Source organism: Thauera sp. JM12B12, from assembly GCF_039614725.1.
Lineage (GTDB): Bacteria > Pseudomonadota > Gammaproteobacteria > Burkholderiales > Rhodocyclaceae > Thauera.
The window spans coordinates 3,621,193-3,638,667 of the sequence record NZ_CP154859.1; the positions used below are offsets into that span (position 1 = coordinate 3,621,193).

Genomic DNA, 17,475 nt, shown 5'->3' on the forward strand with positions numbered 1-17,475 from the left:
GACTGCCTTGCACTGCACGTCCGGCCTCAGGCGCAGACGTTCTTCTTCATCTTGCCGAGCACCGCGAGGCGGATGTCGGACAGCGGCTTCACCCGACAGGCCAGCACGATGCCGACCGCTTCCTCCTCGGCGCTGACGTAGGCCCGGCTCATCACGCGCTTGGCGTACTCGCCCGCCTCGACCTGCACCTTGCACACGCCGCAGCCGCCGCCGCGGCAGCCCACCGGGATGCCGCGCTTGCCGAGCCGCTCCATGCCGCCGAGCAGGGTCTCGTCCTCGCGGCAGCGGTACACCTCACCGGTCTCGACGAGGGTCACCTCGTGGAAGACCTTAGGCGCGCGGCTGTCCATGTCAGGCCACCTGCCGTTCCTGCTGCGCCTCGTTGAAGGCCTTCAGGCGCGCAGCCTGCAATTCCCGGGCAGCGGCGAGGTTCTTCTCCTTGACGTGGCCGAAGCCGCGGATCTCGTCGGGCACGCTTGCCAGGGCCACCGCCGCGGCGTGGTTCACCGGGTTGAGCTTGGCGAGGATCTGGTCGAGCAGCTGGATGTACTCCTCGATCAGCCTGCGCTCCATCTGACGCTCCTCGGTCTTGCTGAACACGTCGAGCGCGCTACCGCGCAGGCCCTTGAGACCCGCCAGGCGCTTGAAGGCCTTGAACATCCACGCGCCGTACTGCTTCTTCTGCGGGTGGCCGGTGATCGGGTCGGTCTTCGAGAGCAGCGGGGGCGCGAGGTTGTACTTGACCGAGTAGCCATGCGGGAACTGCGCGTCGAGCTCGGCGAGGAAGGCCGGGTCGGTGTGCAGGCGGGCGACCTCGAACTCGTCCTTGTAGGCCATCAGCTTGTACAGGTAGCGGGCGGCCGCCTCGGCGAGCCTGGACGACGACACCGCCTTCTGCTCGCCCACGACCACGCGCTTGACGACCTCGGCGTAGCGCCTGGCGTAGGCCTCGTCCTGGAAGGCGATGAGCTCGGGCACGCGGATCTCGACCAGGCGCCGGACCTCGCCGTCGGCGCCGATCGAGTCGACGATCGCCTTCGCGGCCGGCGAGAGCTGCGGCTTCTTGTGCAGCGTGACCACGCTGCCGCCCGACTTCTGGCGACCGGCCTCGGCCTCGACGAAGGCACGATCGAGCACCGCCATGCGGCCCCAGCGGAAGGCCGCCAGGCTCATGTCCACCGCCACGCCGGACAGGCGGATGGCTTCCTCGATCGACTCGGCCTTGAGCGGGATGGTGCCGGCCTGGAAGGCCACGCCGACCATGAAGTTGTTGGTCGCCATCGCGTCGCCGAACAGGCCCGCGGCCAACGCCTCGCCGTCGAGGAACACGTTGTGCTCCTTGCGGGTGACGCGGTCGATACCCGAGGTGAGGCCGTTGGTCGCCGGGAACAGCGCCTTGCGGTTGGTCACCATCTGGCCGGTCGGGGTCTGGGTGGTGGACACGACCGCGATCGTGCGCTCCGGGTTGCACTTGTCGAGGTTCTTCGGGTCGGTGGCGTTGAGGATGTCGAAACCCAGATAGAGGTCGGCGCGGCCGTCCGAGATCTTGTTCGACCCCTTGAACGGGGCGTGGGTGATCTTGATGTCGGAGATCACCGCGCCGCCCTTCTGCGCCAGACCGGTCTGGTCGAGGCCGATCACGTGCTTGCCCTCGAGGCGGGCGGCACGCGCCAGCGTCGCCACCACGGTGACCGAGCCGGTGCCGCCGATGCCCATCACGTGGATGCCAAAGCCCAGGCTGTCATCGACCTTGTTGACCGGCGCCGGCAGCGCGCGCTCGAGCGCCGGGATGCGGCCCTTTTTCTTCTTCGGCGCACCCTCGCTGGCCGGGGCCGGGTGCGGGGTCACGGTGAGGAAGGAGGGGCAGAAGCCCTTCACGCAGCTGAAGTCCTTGTTGCACGACGACTGGTGGATGCGGGTCTTGCGGCCGAACTCGGTCTGCACCGGCTCGACCGACATGCAGTTCGACTTCTCGCCGCAGTCGCCGCAGCCTTCGCACACGCGCTCGTTGATGACGGTGACCTCGACCGGCTCGTCGGCCTTGCCGCGGCTGCGCGCACGGCGCAGCTCGGCGGCGCACTCCTGGTCGTGCAGCAGCACGGTACAGCCGGGGGTGGCGGCGAGCGCGCGCTGCGCCTCCTCGATGCGGTCGCGGTGCCAGACCTCGGTGTCCCCGGGAAGCTGCACGCCGTTGAATCGGGACAGATCGTCGGTGGTGACGATGATCTTCCTGACGCCGTTGGCCAGCAGGTCGGAGACCATGTTCACCACCGGCACCTCGCCCTGGATGGCCTGGCCGCCGGTCATCGAGGTGTGCGCGTTGCGCAGCAGCTTGAAGGTGATGTTCACCCCGGTCGAGGCCGCATAGCGGATCGCCAGGCTGCCCGAGTGGGCGTAGGTGCCGTCACCCATGTTCTGGAAGATGTGCTGCGCCTCGGTGAAGGGCGCCATGCCGATCCACTGCGTGCCCTCGGCGCCCATGTGGGTGCCCATGACCACGTTGCGGCCCATCCACATCGCCATGGTGTGGCAGCCGATGCCCGCCGACACGATGCTGCCGTCGGGCGCCTGGGTCGAGGAGTTGTGCGGACAGCCCGAGCAGAACCAGGCGGTGCGCACCGCGGTCGGCAGCTTGTTGCGCGAGTGGATCTCGTCCAGGCGCTTGAGCCAGTTCTCGGCCGATTCGATGCGGGTCTTGCGCGACAGGCGCTTCAACAGCGCGCGCACGATGGTGTCGGACTCGAACTCGCCGTAGTGCGGCAGCAGCTCCTTCTCCTCCTCGTCGAACTTGCCGACGATGCGCGGCGCGTTGGCCATGCCGTAGAGCACCTGCTTGGCGAACATCTCGAGGAAGGGACGCTTCTCCTCGATGACGAAGATCTCCTCCAGACCCTGCGCGAACTCGCGCACGATGGTCGGCTCCATCGGGAACAGCATGCCCATCTTGAGGATGCGGATGCCGTAGCGGCGCAGCGCCGCGTCGTCCAGACCCATCTCGAGGAAGGCCTGGTTGAGGTCGTTGTAGGTCTTGCCCGCGGTGATGATGCCGATCCAGGCGTCGGGGTTGGGGAAGACGACGTTGTTCAGATTGTTGGCGCGGGCGTAGCGCTTGGCCACCTCGAGGCGGCGGGTGTATAGCGACTGCTCCATCTCCAGCGCCTCGACGCGCACGTTCATGCCCAGGTTCATGTTGGGCGTGAACGGCTTGCCGTCGAACTCGAGGTCGGGGGTGACGAAGTTCAGGCGCTCGGGCGAGACGTTGGCCGTGCCGGTGCCGTCGGCGACGTTGGTGACGATCTTCATGCCCATCCACACGCCCGCCAGACGCGACATCTGGTAGCCGTGCAGGCCGTAGTCGAGGATCTCCTGCACGTTGCCCGGGTACAGCGACGGGATGCCGACGTGGTAAAGCATCGGTTCGGACTGCGAGCACAGCGAGGAGCTCTTGCAGCTCGGGTCGTCGCCGGCGATCGCGAGCACGCCGCCGTTCCTGGCGATGCCGGTGTAGTTGGCGTGCTTGAGCGCGTCGCCCGAGCGGTCCACGCCCGGCGCCTTGCCGTACCACATGCCGGTGACGCCGTCGAACTTCTGCTTGCCGACGGTGTGCAGCATCTGCGTGCCCCACACCGCGGTGGCGGCGAGGTCTTCGTTGATGCCATCGACGAAGTGGATGTGGTTCTGCACCAGCAGCTTCTGCTGCTTGATCAGCGCGGCGTCGAGCATGCCCACGGGCGAGCCGCGATAACCCGAGACGAACATGCCGGTCTTGAGGCCGCGACGGGCGTCGGTGCGCACCTGGTCGAGCGTCAGGCGGACGATCGCGTCGATGCCGCCGAGGTGGATGTCACCCTCTTCCTGGGTGAATGGAGTGACCGTGTTCTTGCCGGATGACATGTCTGTCCGTCCCCTTCTCTCTCTGCCCCGAATCCCGGGTGTTTGCTGGCTTCGACTCCGGGCCCGCCGGGCGGCGTACCGGAACGATCTGGATTGCAGATTAGGGGCAGCGGGAGGGCGGCAATATCCACTTCCTGCACAACCACTATCCGCTTTGTGCACTGCGCCTTCCCGTGCACAAAGCGGATAGTGATGCTGCAAGAAGTGGATATTTCGGGTGTTTTGTCATCCCTACGATGAGTGCTCCGCGCATCAGACAACACAGGAGACTCTGGCGATGATCACCACGGAATATCTGGACTCACTGATTGAGAAGGACAAGGAAAAGGGCCTGTTCCGCTGCAAGCGTGAGATGTTCACCAGCAAGGAACTGTTCGATCTCGAGATGGAACACATCTTCGAAGGTAACTGGATCTACCTCGCCCACGAGAGCCAGCTGCCGAAGATCAACGACTACTACACGACCAAGATCGGTCGTCAGCCGGTGTTCATCACCCGCAACAAGGACAACCAGCTCAACTGCTTCATCAACGCCTGCGCCCACCGCGGCGCCACGCTGGCGCGCTTCAAGCACGGCAACAAGGCGACCTACACCTGCCCGTTCCACGGCTGGACCTTCAACAACTCGGGCAAGCTGCTGAAGATCAAGGACCCCGCCGAGACCGGCTACCCGGAGAGCTTCAACTGTGAAGGCTCGCACGACCTCAAGAAGATCGCGCGCTTCGAGTCCTACCGCGGCTTCCTGTTCGGCAGCCTGAAGGCCGACGTGCAGCCGCTCGAGGACTTCCTCGGCGAGTCGAAGAAGATCATCGACATGGTCGTGGACCAGTCCCCCGAGGGCCTTGAGGTGCTGCGCGGCTCCTCGACCTACGTCTATGAGGGCAACTGGAAGCTGCAGGCCGAGAACGGCGCCGACGGCTACCACGTCACCGCCACGCACTGGAACTACGCCGCCACCCAGGCGCAGCGCAAGAGCCGCGACGCCGGGGACGACATCAATGCGATGAGCGCCGGGGGCTGGGCCAAGAAGGGCGGCGGCTCGTACTCGTTCGAGAACGGCCACCTGCTGCTGTGGACGCGCTGGGACAACCCCGAAGACCGTCCGCTGATGGAAGAACGCGACCGCCTGGTCAAGGAATTCGGCGAAGCCAAGGCCGACTGGATGATCGGCAACTCGCGCAACCTGTGCCTGTACCCGAACGTTTATCTGATGGACCAGTTCAGCTCGCAGATCCGCGTGTTCCGCCCGCTCGACGTCAATCGCACCGAAGTCACCATCTACTGCATCGCGCCCAAGGGCGAGTCGGCCGAGGCCCGTGCCCGCCGCATCCGCCAGTACGAGGACTTCTTCAACGCCTCGGGCATGGCCACGCCGGACGACCTCGAGGAATTCCGCGCCTGCCAGGAAGGCTTCATGGGCCGTTCGCTGGAGTGGAACGACATGTCGCGCGGCGCCACGCACTGGGTCGAAGGCCCGGACGACGAGGCCGACAAGATCGGTCTCAAGCCCATCCTGTCCGGCGTGAAGACCGAGGACGAGGGCCTGTACGTCGCCCAGCACACCTACTGGCTTGAAGAGATCCGCAAGGCTGTCGCGGCCAAGAACGCATAACCGGAGACCCATGAGATGAGCATTTCCTACGAGAACCTGTGCGCTTTCCTGTACCGCGAGGCGCGTCACCTCGACGACCGCGAGTGGGACGAATGGCTGGCGATGTACGACGAGAACTGCACCTTCTGGATGCCCGCCTGGGACGACGACGGCGAGCTCACCGAGGACCCGCAGACCGAGATCTCGCTGATCTGGTACGGCCGCCGTGCCGGCCTGGAAGACCGCGTGTTCCGCATCCGCACCGAGCGCTCGAGCGCGACCATCCCCGACACCCGCACCAACCACCACATCAGCAACGTCGAGGTGGTCGAGCAGAGCGGCACGACGGTCAAGCTGCGCTTCAACTGGCACACCATGAGCGTGCGCTACAACCACACCGACCACTTCTGCGGCACCAGCTTCTACACCCTGGACGTGTCCGGTGCGAGCCCGCTCATCAAGGAAAAGAAGGTCGTCCTGAAGACCGACTACATCCGCCACGTCATCGACGTTTACCACGTCTGACAACGAGGGCGGAGCGCCCGGCGCCGGCGACGGCGCGGGCGACTCCGCCCCACCCGGAGAGACAACCATGACATTCAAGATCGCGCTGAACTTCGAGGACGGCGTCACCCGCTTCATCGACTGCAACGCCACCGAGACCGTGGCCGATGCGGCCTACCGCCAGGGCGTAAACGTCCCCATCGACTGCCGTGACGGCGCCTGCGGTGCCTGCAAGTGCAAGGCCGAATCCGGCCAGTACGAGCTCGGCTTCTACATCGACGACGCGATGAGCGAGGAAGAGGCCAAGCTCGGCTACGTCCTCACCTGCCAGATGCACCCCAAGAGCGACTGCGTGGTGAACATCCCCGCCTCGTCCGAGGTGTGCAAGATCAAGCACGCCACCCTCACCGCCACCGTGGCCGAGGTGCGCCAGCTGTCGCCGAGCACGCTCAGCCTGGTGCTGCAGGGCGAAGGCATCGCCAAGCTCGCCTTCCTGCCCGGCCAGTACGCCAACCTCACCGTGCCCGGCACCGAGCAAACCCGCGCCTACTCGTTCAGCTCGATGCCCGCCGAGGGCAAGGTCAGCTTCCTCATCCGCAACGTGCCCAACGGCCTGATGAGCGGCTACCTCACCGGCGCCGCCAAGGCCGGCGACACCCTCAAGCTCGCCGGCCCGATCGGCAGCTTCTACCTGCGCGACGTCGCCCGCCCGGTGCTGATGCTCGCCGGCGGCACCGGCCTCGCGCCCTTCCTCGCCATGCTCGACAAGCTCGTCGCCGCCGGCGGCAGCGCGCACCCGATCCACCTCATCTACGGCGTCAACACCGACGCCGACGTGGTCGAGCTCGAGCGTCTGGACGCCTTCAAGGCCGCGCTGCCCAACTTCACCTACGACGTGTGCGTGGTCGCCGACGACAGCAGCTGGCCGAAGAAGGGCTACGTCACCGCCCACATCGAGCCCACGCACCTCAACGAAGGCAAGGTGGACATCTACCTGTGCGGCCCCCCGCCTATGGTCGAAGCCGTGGCCCATGACCTGCGCGAGCGCAAGGTCGAACCGAACAGCTTCCACTACGAGAAGTTCGCCGCCAGCGTCTGAGCGCTGCCCATCCCGTCAGGAGCGACAATGGCAAATCGATTCAACAAGAAAGTGGCCGTGATCACCGGCGCCGCGCAAGGCATCGGCAAGCGCGTCGCCGAGAAGATGGCCAAGGAAAAGGGCACCCTGGTGCTGGTCGACCGCTCGGAGCTCGTGCACGAGGTGGCCAAGGCGCTGTCGGCCAAGGTCGAGGTGCTGAGCCTCACCGCCGACCTCGAGAAGTTCGCCGAGTGCCAGCGCGTCATGGATGCCGCGGTGGAGAAGTTCGGCCGCATCGACATCCTGATCAACAACGTCGGCGGCACGATCTGGACCAAGCCCTACGAGCACTACGAGGAAGACGAGATCGAGGCCGAAGTGCGGCGCTCGCTGTTCCCGACCCTGTGGTGCTGCCGCGCCGCCCTGCCCTACATGCAGCAGAACGGCAAGGGCTCGATCGTCAACGTGTCCTCGATCGCCACGCGCGGCGTCAACCGCGTGCCCTACGGCGCGGCCAAGGGCGGCGTCAATGCGCTGACCGCCTGCCTGGCGCTGGAGAACGGCGAGCGCGGCATCCGCGTCAATGCCACCGCGCCGGGCGCCACCGAAGCACCGCCGCGCCTGATCCCGCGCAACACCAAGGAGCAGAGCGAACAGGAGAAGGTCTGGTACAAGCAGATCTACTCGCAGTCGATCGACAGCAGCCTGATGAAGCGCTACGGCACGCTCGACGAACAGGCCGACCCCATCCTGTTCCTGGCGTCGGACGACTCCGGCTACATCACCGGCTCCGTGCTGCCGGTGGGCGGCGGCGACCTGGGCTGATCGCCCCCCCCCTTTCAAGCGTCCTCTCCCTCCCCTCGGACGCTTGGGCCGCGCTGCAGCGATGCAGCGCGGCTTTTTTCTGCGCGCTCGACGCAGAACTATAAGAAGATTTTTTGGATGCCAATATAGACTTGGTTTTTAAGAACCTATAAAATCGAGATTCTTAAATTTCTCGACACAGGCCATCCAAGAAGCCGAAGGTCGCACAATCGAGCGCCAGCCTGCACCCCTGGCGGAGAGGAGAAGTCCGTGAGCACGTCACGTCTGCTTCAACAGCATGCGACTACCTGGAGGGCTGCGTGATGCCTCTCCAGTTCCTGAACCGCTCCAGCAGCGTCTTCGCCGCCGCCAACCCCTTCGAAGTCTCCGAATACGTGCGCGCCAACGTCGGCTCGCACAGCCTGCGCCTGTCCGGCAACACCGGAGCCAGCGCCTCGCTCAGCCATCGCCGTGCCGGCATGCTCGACCTCTGCCGCCTGAGCTACGGCGCACAGGCGCGCATCGTCTCCGAGGGCCTCGGCGACATCTACCACGCCCAGTTCATCCTGCGGGGCCACTGCCGCTACACCCTCGCCCACACCACGCTCGACCTGTCGGCGGGCCACGTGCTCGTGCTCAATCCGGACGATCCGCTCGACCTGACCTACTCCGACGACTGCGAGAAGTTCATCCTGCGCATCCCGGCCCCGATGCTCGACGACGCCTGTGCCGAGCACCGCTGGTTCAAGCCCAACGAGCGCATCAAGTTCAGCCCCGAGCCGCACCGCTTCGAAGACATCGACAGCCTGCTGCTGCTGCTGCGCCTGCTCTGCGAAGAGGCCGAGTCCGACATGGCCACCCCGCAGATGCTCCAGCACTACAACCGCGTCGTCACCACCAAGCTGATGGTCATGCTCAAGCACAACGTCGGCATGGTGTCGCCCACCCAGCACGCACCGAGCTTCGAGCGCCTGATCAACTACATCGAGCGCAACATCAAGCTCGAGCTCGGGGTCGAGCAGCTTGCCCAGCACGCCGGCCTCAGCCTGCGCTCGCTGTACATGCTGTTCGAGAAGAACGCGCGCATGACGCCGAAGAACTTCGTCCGCCAGAAGAAGCTGGAGCGGGTGCACGCGATCCTCAACGATCCGACCCAGCCCTGTCCGAACATCACCGCGGTCGCCCTCGAATACGGCTTCACCCACCTCGGCCGCTTCTCCGAGCTCTACAAGTCCACCTACGGCGTGCTGCCCTCGCAGGCAATGCGCTGCCGTCAGCCCAGGGCGTCCTGAGCGCCGGTCCGGCTGCGCGTCGGCCGGCGCCGGCACTCAGTCCGGGCTGCCGGCGAACAGCTCACCCAGCCAGTCCACGAACACGCGCACGCGCGCGGATTGCTGCCGCGTCGGGCGCGACACGACGTGTAGCGGCAGCGCCGGCGGGCGGAACTCGGCCAGCACCTCCTCGATCGTGCCTTCCGCAAGCTGACGCGCGACGTGGTAATGCGGCACCTGGATGAGACCGAAGCCGGCCTCGCACGCCGCGACGTAGGCGTCGCCGTTGTTCACGCTCACGCTGCCCGGCAGGCTGACGTCCTCGCTGCGGCCATCGACCACGAAGCTCATCGGTACCGGCTTGCCGCTGGTCGCCGACAGGTAGTCGACCGCGCGATGCGCGTGCAGGTCGGCGATCGTGCGCGGCCGGCCGTGGCGCTCGAGGTAGTCGGTGCTGGCGCAGGTGAGCTGCGCCAGCGTGCCCAGGCGGCGCGCCACGTAGGGCGTGTCGCGCAGCGCGCCGATGCGCAGCGCGCAATCCACGCCCTCGCGCTCGAGGTCGATGTGGCGGTCGCTGACGCTGATCTCCAGCCGGATGAGCGGGTGGCGCGCGCAGAACGCCGGCAGCGCCGGCAGCAGCACCAGCCGGCACAGCGAGCTCGACAGATCGACGCGGATGCTGCCGCGCGGGCTCTGCCCGGCATGGGCGAGCGCGGCCTCCGCCTCGTCCACGTCGCCGAGAATCGCCACGCAGCGCCGGTAGTAGGTCTCGCCATCCACGGTGGGTGTCACGCGCCGGGTGGTACGTGACAGCAGGCGGGTGCCGAGATGCTGCTCGAGTTGCTTGATGACCTGCGTCGCAGAGGCGCGGGCGAGCCCGAGCTGCTCCGCGGCGCGGCTGAAGCTGCCGAGTTCGACGATGCGGGTGAAGAGGCGCATGGCCTCGAAGCGGTCCATCCGGGCGGCCTTTGTTCATGGTTCGAGAACAGTATTGTCGCCCGCCGCCCGACTTTCTCCCACCGAGGAACGACACTGCGGCCGGTCGTCACATCGCCGCCCGCAGCGAGGACTTTTCCGGGGCAGGCGTGAGATCCTTTCGGGACGTCGGGCGCGAATGCGTCCAGAATCATCGCCAGACGGTTCGAGAGGACGATCATGCAAGCACCCACCCCACCGAACGGCCGCCGCCGGTCCGCCAAGGCTCGCCCCACGCTTCCCGCCCGCAAGCCGCCTGGCCTCCCCGACGGCCAGACGCTGATGCGCCAGCTCAGGGAGTTCAACCACGGGCTCGCCTCCAGCGTCGATCCATTCGGCATCGCCGAACCGATCCTGCATGCCCAGCTCGCCTGGCTCATGCACCCTCAGGAGCTGGGCGAGCGCATGACCGCGCTGAGCACCGAACTCGGCCGCCTGCAGTGGCATACCTGGCGGCGCGCGCTCGGGCTGCCCAGCCCCGACCCGGTCAGGCCGCATGCCGACGACCCGCGCTTCGCCGATCCGGCGTGGACCGAGTCGCCGACCTGGGACCTGATCAAGGAGTGGTACCTCGCCTTCACCCACCACATGCAGGACATGCTCTACGAAACCCCGGGGCTGTCCAGCCAGGAGCGCCGCCGCGCCGCCTTCTGGTGGCGCAAGTGGCTCAACGCGGTGGCGCCGACCAACTACCTGTTCACCAACCCGATCGCGCTGCGCAAGTTCATCGACAGCCGCGGCGAGAGCCTGATGCAGGGCTGGCACAACATGCTCGAGGACCTGCGCGCCGGCAACGTGCGCATGACCGACCCCGACGGCTTCAAGGTCGGCGACAACCTCGCCACCACGCCCGGGGCGGTGATCTTCCGCAACCGCCTGCTCGAGGTCATCCACTACGCCCCCACCCAGCCACAGGTCCATGCCGAGCCGGTGGTCATCGTCACGCCGTGGATCAACAAGTTCTACATCCTCGACCTCAACCCGAAGAAGAGCATGGTGCGCTACCTGCTCGACCAGGGCCTGGACGTCTACATCACGAGCTGGAAGAACCCCGACGCCTCGATGCGCGACGTGCGCTTCGACGACTACCTCACCGAAGGCATCGACACGATCGTGCGCGTGGCGCGCGACTGCAGCGGCGCCGACCGGGTGCACGCCGTGGGCTACTGCATCGGCGGCACCGCGCTGGCGATCTACATGGCGTGGGCGGCGCGCCATTACGGCGAGGACGCGGTGCCGGTGCGCGACTGGACGCTATTCACCACCCTGGTGGACTTCCACAAGCCAGGCGACATCGAGGTCTTCATCGACGCGCACACGGTCGACCATCTGAGCGCGCAGATGGAGAAGAAGGGCTATCTCGACGGCCAGGACATGGCGGCCTCCTTCCGCCTGCTACGCTCGAACAGCCTGATCTGGCACTACGTCGTGCACGGCTGGCTGTACGGCGAATCGCCGCCCGCCTTCGACGTGCTGTTCTGGAACATGGACACCACCCGCATGCCCTATGCGATGCACGCCTGGTACCTGCGCGAGCTCTACCTGAACAACCGCCTCATCCAGCCCGACGCGCTCACCGTCGCCGGCGAACCGATCGACCTGCGCCGCATCCGCCAGCCGCTGTACGCGGTCGCCGCCGAGGACGACCACATCGCGCCCTGGGCGCAGACCTTCCACACCCTGCACCACGTCGCCGCCGACAAGCGCTTCGTGCTTTCGAGCTCGGGCCACATCCTCGGCATCGTGAATCCTCCGGTGAAGCCGCCCAAGCGACGCTACTGGGTTGCGCCCGCGCATCGCAGCGACAAGTCCGCGCACTGGCGCGAACGTGCCGAAGTGTGCGAGGGCAGCTGGTGGGAAGACTGGATGGCCTGGCTCAAGCCGCGCGCCGGCGCAGTCGTCGAAGCGCGCCCGGCCAGCGACGATCGCCACCCCAGCCTGGGCGCGGCCCCCGGGACATACGTGCTCGAGCGCTGACCCCCGCGGGGGCGCGCATGCGAGAATCGCGCCCCCCGTTTCCTACATCCCCGCCCCGGGGACGCCACCATGCGCACCATCGAACACGTCGTCACCCACCTCATCGTCCACGCCCTCGTCCGCGAGCCCGGCGCGCCCTCGCGCCTGGTTCTGCGCGACACCCCCTGCGCGCTCGACCCTGCGGCACTGCGCTTGGTCGAGCAGCTGTGCGGCCAGTACGACAGCCGCAGCGCCAAGGGTTTCGGCCGTTTCGAGGACGACGAGGAGAGCTTCCCGCTCGCGCGCTGGCTGCGCGCGCACCTGATCGACGAGACGCTCGACTTCACCACCCTGTCGCGCCAGCTCGCGGAGCGCGTGCAGGCGATCGCCGACGAGGAGGAACTCGAGGACGGCGGCCACCTGGTGCTCGCGCGCATCCGCGAGGGCGACGGCGACAGCCTGTGGGTGGCCCTGCTCGGCAGCGCTGCGGGCGTGGCGATCGGCGGTGGGCTGGAGCCGCTCGATTGCACCCATGTGGACTTTTCCGCGCTGCACGCCGCCGGACGCGTCGACCTCGCCGGCTGGCGGCGCGGCGCCGAGCGCTACCTCGGCTTCCTGCGCGGCCGCGGCAAGGGCGGCGCCTGGTTCAAGCGCGTGCTCGGCTGCAGCGACGTGATGGTGGCGCTGCAGGAGACCAAGAAGCTGGTCGCCACCCTCGACCGCTTCGTCGATGTCGAACAGCTCGCCCCGGCCACCCGTGACGCCGTGCTCGAGCGCGCCCACGACTACCTCGACACCCTCGGCGAGGCCGGTGCCCCGGTGGTCTTCGAGGCGCTCGCGCGCGAGGTCTTCCCCGAGCGCCCGGAGCGCCTCGACGCCCTGCTGCGCGCCGAGGAGACCAAGATCGCCCCCGGCTTCGTCCCCAACCGCCGCGCCATCCGCCCGCTGGTCCGCTTCAGCGCCAGCGGCGAGAACTGGAAGCTGGAATTCGAGCGCAGCGGCCTGCATTCCGGCGCGGTGCACTACGACCGCGCCACCGACACGCTGGTGCTGTCCGGCGTGCCGGAGTACCTGAAGCGGATGCTGGACGAGGCGGGATCGGACTGAAGCCCTCTCGCCAAACGGGTCGAGTAAGCCTGCGCTCCGCTTCGGCTTCCGTTCGATCCCTTGACGGTTTCAATCCACGCGCCCACGGGGGGCGCGACCATCCCCTTATCCATACCGCACATACCGCACAGAGTTTCAATCCACGCGCCCACGGGGCGCGCGACGGGCCGCGTCCGGGCGCTCCAGCCCCTGCCGGCCGTTTCAATCCACGCGCCCACGGGGGGCGCGACATCGCGCACGAGTCCGCGCGTCTGACCAGCGTCGTGGAGTTTCAATCCACGCGCCCACGGGGGGCGCGACGATCATCCCTGAGTGCGGCATCGTGCGCGGCCTGTCGTTTCAATCCACGCGCCCACGGGGGGCGCGACCGGAGACTCTGCAGTGACCAAGACGATCAAGCTCAAGTTTCAATCCACGCGCCCACGGGGGGCGCGACGGTCACGTCTTCCTGGCGCCCGGCGCGGGTCGTGTTTCAATCCACGCGCCCACGGGGGGCGCGACGAGCGCGCTGGAGCTGCGGTGGGCGGTGCTGGTGGCGTTTCAATCCACGCGCCCACGGGGGGCGCGACGATCGCGCGCCACGCTGCGCCATGCGCATGACGCATGTTTCAATCCACGCGCCCACGGGGGGCGCGACTGGCGCTGCGCTGCCTGCCCGACACCACGACCGGCGTTTCAATCCACGCGCCCACGGGGGGCGCGACCTGCCGCCGCTTGCTCGACGTTCAGGCCGAACAGCATGTTTCAATCCACGCGCCCACGGGGGGCGCGACGCGAACTGGCGGCGGAACTGATCGCGGCGGCGTTTCAATCCACGCGCCCACGGGGGGTGCGACCCTGGTCGAGCACCGGCACGCTCACGCTCTCCGACGTTTCAATCCACGCGCCCACGGGGGGCGCGACTTGGCGGCGACGTCATCGTCCTGGATGGCATCGCCGTTTCAATCCACGCGCCCACGGGGGGCGCGACGGGCAAGGCGACGATCATCGAGGCGCTCGGCGAAGGCGTTTCAATCCACGCGCCCACGGGGGGCGCGACACCACGCCTCGGTGGTCTCGATCGGTTCGTTCTGGTTTCAATCCACGCGCCCACGGGGGGCGCGACCCGTAGGGATTCGGCGGAGGCTTGATCCACGCGATCGTTTCAATCCACGCGCCCACGGGGGGCGCGACAGGGCCAGTACGAGAGCGGCGAAGAGGCGAACATGTTTCAATCCACGCGCCCACGGGGGGCGCGACGCTGGCCTCGTGCGGGTCGACCGCAAAGGTCAGCGTGTTTCAATCCACGCGCCCACGGGGGGCGCGACTTGGTGGCGCCACCGGAATGGTCCACTCGGCGCAGGTTTCAATCCACGCGCCCACGGGGGGCGCGACCGGCAACCGTACCGCCTCCTGCACCATCACGCCCGTTTCAATCCACGCGCCCACGGGGGGCGCGACGGACGCAACGCGGCGAGAGAGAGGGGTGCATGGCATCGTTTCAATCCACGCGCCCACGGGGGGCGCGACCAATCGCCCGAAGAAAGCCGTCGCCGCCGCGGACAGTTTCAATCCACGCGCCCACGGGGGGCGCGACGACGGTGATGTTGTCGACCTTCTCCAGTTCTGCTTCGTTTCAATCCACGCGCCCACGGGGGGCGCGACCACGTTGATTGGAAATAGCACGGCGGCAGTGTCTGTTTCAATCCACGCGCCCACGGGGGGCGCGACCCGTCGACAAGCTGCTCAAGCGTGAGCCGGGCTGGTTTCAATCCACGCGCCCACGGGGGGCGCGACGCGCCATGGCGCTGTCCGCCCGCTGGCAAGCCGGCATGTTTCAATCCACGCGCCCACGGGGGGCGCGACGCGGCAGCAAAGCCGATGGCGCCATCGTCGGGCCGTTTCAATCCACGCGCCCACGGGGGGCGCGACGCGGTGGTCTTGCCGATGCCCTCCATCACGGCGATGTTTCAATCCACGCGCCCACGGGGGGCGCGACGCCATCGTGCCGTTCGAGTCGGTGTTCTCTGTGACGGTTTCAATCCACGCGCCCACGGGGGGCGCGACGCGCGGTCTCGCTGAAGACCACTTCAACCAGGCCCCGGTTTCAATCCACGCGCCCACGGGGGGCGCGACAAACGCAGCTTGCCGTCGGTGACGGCACCGCGCCGTTTCAATCCACGCGCCCACGGGGGGGCGCGACGATCGACTCGAATCCTTGCGTCGGCGTGCAACGGTTGTTTCAATCCACGCGCCCACGGGGGGCGCGACCCCGCCCGGCCTCGGTGACGCTGTTGAGGTTGGTCGCGTTTCAATCCACGCGCCCACGGGGGGCGCGACTCAAATTCTCAAATGCGTCGTCAACGCCGCTTTTGTTTCAATCCACGCGCCCACGGGGGGCGCGACCGGTGGCCGAGATCAAGCGGAGCCGCGTGGCGCTGTTTCAATCCACGCGCCCACGGGGGGCGCGACACGGCCGTCAATGTCGCGGCGATCAACGGATGGGCGTTTCAATCCACGCGCCCACGGGGGGCGCGACCATAGCCGGCGATGAGCGCGCCGGCCAGCAGGTTGTTTCAATCCACGCGCCCACGGGGGGCGCGACGCTGCTGGACAAGGCCCGCTGGACGCCGCTCGAGCAGTTTCAATCCACGCGCCCACGGGGGGCGCGACCGGCAACCTGTTGAATCAGTACGCGGGCTATCGCTGGTTTCAATCCACGCGCCCACGGGGGGCGCGACCTACAACGGCCGCGCCAGCCGCGCCCGGGGCATGAAGTTTCAATCCACGCGCCCACGGGGGGCGCGACCAACCGCTATTTCCGCGTCACCCACGGCCCGATCATGGTTTCAATCCACGCGCCCACGGGGGGCGCGACAACAAGGCTCATTTCTTCATCATCCCGTAGCCGACGTTTCAATCCACGCGCCCACGGGGGGCGCGACGTCGGCAGCTCCAAGTTGAATGGCTGGCGGCTCCAGTTTCAATCCACGCGCCCACGGGGGGCGCGACGAACCATGGGCGGACTGTCGATGCTGCTCGCCCAGGCGTTTCAATCCACGCGCCCACGGGGGGCGCGACCTGTCGATGACCGACGCGCACGTCGTGGTCGCGCAGTTTCAATCCACGCGCCCACGGGGGGCGCGACGGTACATCGACGACGCCGGCAAACATCGCCTGCCGCGTTTCAATCCACGCGCCCACGGGGGGCGCGACCGCCCAACCGTCCGCGGTGGGATAGCGTGAGTCGGTGTTTCAATCCACGCGCCCACGGGGGGCGCGACGGTGGCGAGCTCGGTGGTCATGCCGGCGTCGGCGTAGTTTCAATCCACGCGCCCACGGGGGGCGCGACACCGCCATGCCGGACGAAGTGATTCGCGAGCAACAGTTTCAATCCACGCGCCCACGGGGGGCGCGACCCGCCGGCCACGCCCCGCAGATCGCGCAGCCGCGTTTCAATCCACGCGCCCACGGGGGGCGCGACGGATGCCCGCCTCGAGCTTGAGCGCGCCTTTCGTGTTTCAATCCACGCGCCCACGGGGGGCGCGACACCGAGCACGCGCGCGCAGCATCGTCCCGAGCAGCGTTTCAATCCACGCGCCCACGGGGGGCGCGACCAGTGGTAGGCCTTGTGCTCCTCGTGCCACACCACGTTTCAATCCACGCGCCCACGGGGGGCGCGACGTTGGCGCTGCTGCTGGCCTCGGCGATCAGTTCGCCCTTGTTTCAATCCACGCGCCCACGGGGGGCGCGACGTCTGGCAAGGAGCCGCTTGAATGCGTCGTGGTAGAGTTTCAATCCACGCGCCCACGGGGGGCGCGACGCCGTCCGGTGCCGTCGCATCCCACCACAGGACACGTTTCAATCCACGCGCCCACGGGGGGCGCGACAGATCGGCGTGCGAGGCGTCTCCGGCCTTGAGCACGTTTCAATCCACGCGCCCACGGGGGGCGCGACGCGCACCGATGCGCTGTCGATTTCAGCTAAGCGCTCGTTTCAATCCACGCGCCCACGGGGGGCGCGACTTCCTGCTGCAACAGCTTTAGCGTCTTCCTCGCTGTCGTTTCAATCCACGCGCCCACGGGGGGCGCGACGTTGCGCGACGATTGCCATTAGCCGATGTCCTGCACTTGTTTCAATCCACGCGCCCACGGGGGGCGCGACCCCGCCACCAGGGTCTTTGACACCAGATCGACCACGGTTTCAATCCACGCGCCCACGGGGGGCGCGACCTGGACCGCTGCCGTGGCGTCGAACTTGTAAAGCTGTTTCAATCCACGCGCCCACGGGGGGCGCGACCCTGTCTCCGCAACCTA

Annotated in this window: 10 protein-coding genes and 1 CRISPR repeat array; of the genes, 7 read left to right on the forward strand and 3 right to left on the reverse strand. The window is 67.5% G+C overall.

What is annotated here, in order from left to right:
- Positions 1-26: 26 nt before the first annotated feature.
- A complete protein-coding gene (locus AAG895_RS16465; protein WP_345793065.1) occupies positions 27-350 on the reverse strand; it encodes a 2Fe-2S iron-sulfur cluster-binding protein in 324 nt (107 codons plus the stop codon).
- Position 351: 1 nt separating this feature from the next.
- Positions 352-3,894 carry an indolepyruvate ferredoxin oxidoreductase family protein gene (locus AAG895_RS16470; RefSeq protein ID WP_345793066.1) on the reverse strand — a complete coding sequence of 1,181 codons (3,543 nt, stop codon included), beginning with the start codon at positions 3,892-3,894 and terminating at the stop codon, positions 352-354.
- A gap of 277 nt (positions 3,895-4,171) precedes the next feature.
- On the opposite strand from AAG895_RS16470, the gene benA reads away from it, so the two are divergent.
- The 5 genes from benA (at position 4,172) to AAG895_RS16495 (ending at position 9,163) form a co-directional block, all read left to right on the forward strand.
- On the forward strand, positions 4,172-5,506 hold the full coding sequence (gene benA / locus AAG895_RS16475) for a benzoate 1,2-dioxygenase large subunit (protein WP_345793067.1): 1,335 nt from the start codon (positions 4,172-4,174) through the stop codon (positions 5,504-5,506).
- Positions 5,507-5,521: 15 nt separating this feature from the next.
- Positions 5,522-6,010: a benzoate 1,2-dioxygenase small subunit gene (benB, locus tag AAG895_RS16480; protein ID WP_324525864.1), complete on the forward strand. Its 489-nt coding sequence runs from the start codon at positions 5,522-5,524 to the stop codon at positions 6,008-6,010.
- Positions 6,011-6,077: 67 nt separating this feature from the next.
- Complete coding sequence (benC, locus tag AAG895_RS16485) at positions 6,078-7,088, forward strand: benzoate 1,2-dioxygenase electron transfer component BenC (RefSeq protein WP_345793068.1); 1,011 nt, start codon at positions 6,078-6,080, stop codon at positions 7,086-7,088.
- Between the two features lie 27 nt (positions 7,089-7,115).
- Entirely contained in the window at positions 7,116-7,892 is a 777-nt protein-coding gene (locus tag AAG895_RS16490; RefSeq protein ID WP_345793069.1) for a 1,6-dihydroxycyclohexa-2,4-diene-1-carboxylate dehydrogenase, read from the forward strand.
- Between the two features lie 302 nt (positions 7,893-8,194).
- Positions 8,195-9,163 carry an AraC family transcriptional regulator gene (locus AAG895_RS16495; protein WP_345793070.1) on the forward strand — a complete coding sequence of 323 codons (969 nt, stop codon included), beginning with the start codon at positions 8,195-8,197 and terminating at the stop codon, positions 9,161-9,163.
- A 36-nt stretch (positions 9,164-9,199) separates the two neighbouring features.
- Here the strand turns inward: AAG895_RS16495 and AAG895_RS16500 are convergent, their stop codons facing one another.
- Complete coding sequence (locus tag AAG895_RS16500) at positions 9,200-10,099, reverse strand: LysR family transcriptional regulator (RefSeq protein ID WP_345793071.1); 900 nt, start codon at positions 10,097-10,099, stop codon at positions 9,200-9,202.
- Between the two features lie 300 nt (positions 10,100-10,399).
- Between AAG895_RS16500 and AAG895_RS16505 the strand changes: the two genes are divergently transcribed.
- Both AAG895_RS16505 and AAG895_RS16510 read left to right on the forward strand, forming a co-directional pair.
- Positions 10,400-12,094 carry an alpha/beta fold hydrolase gene (locus AAG895_RS16505; RefSeq protein ID WP_345795318.1) on the forward strand — a complete coding sequence of 565 codons (1,695 nt, stop codon included), beginning with the start codon at positions 10,400-10,402 and terminating at the stop codon, positions 12,092-12,094.
- A 69-nt stretch (positions 12,095-12,163) separates the two neighbouring features.
- A complete protein-coding gene (locus AAG895_RS16510) occupies positions 12,164-13,180 on the forward strand; it encodes a nucleoid-associated protein (protein WP_345793072.1) in 1,017 nt (338 codons plus the stop codon).
- Positions 13,181-13,246: 66 nt separating this feature from the next.
- A CRISPR array of direct repeats spans positions 13,247-17,458; the repeat unit is 32 nt; unit sequence GTTTCAATCCACGCGCCCACGGGGGGCGCGAC.
- Positions 17,459-17,475: the final 17 nt, after the last annotated feature.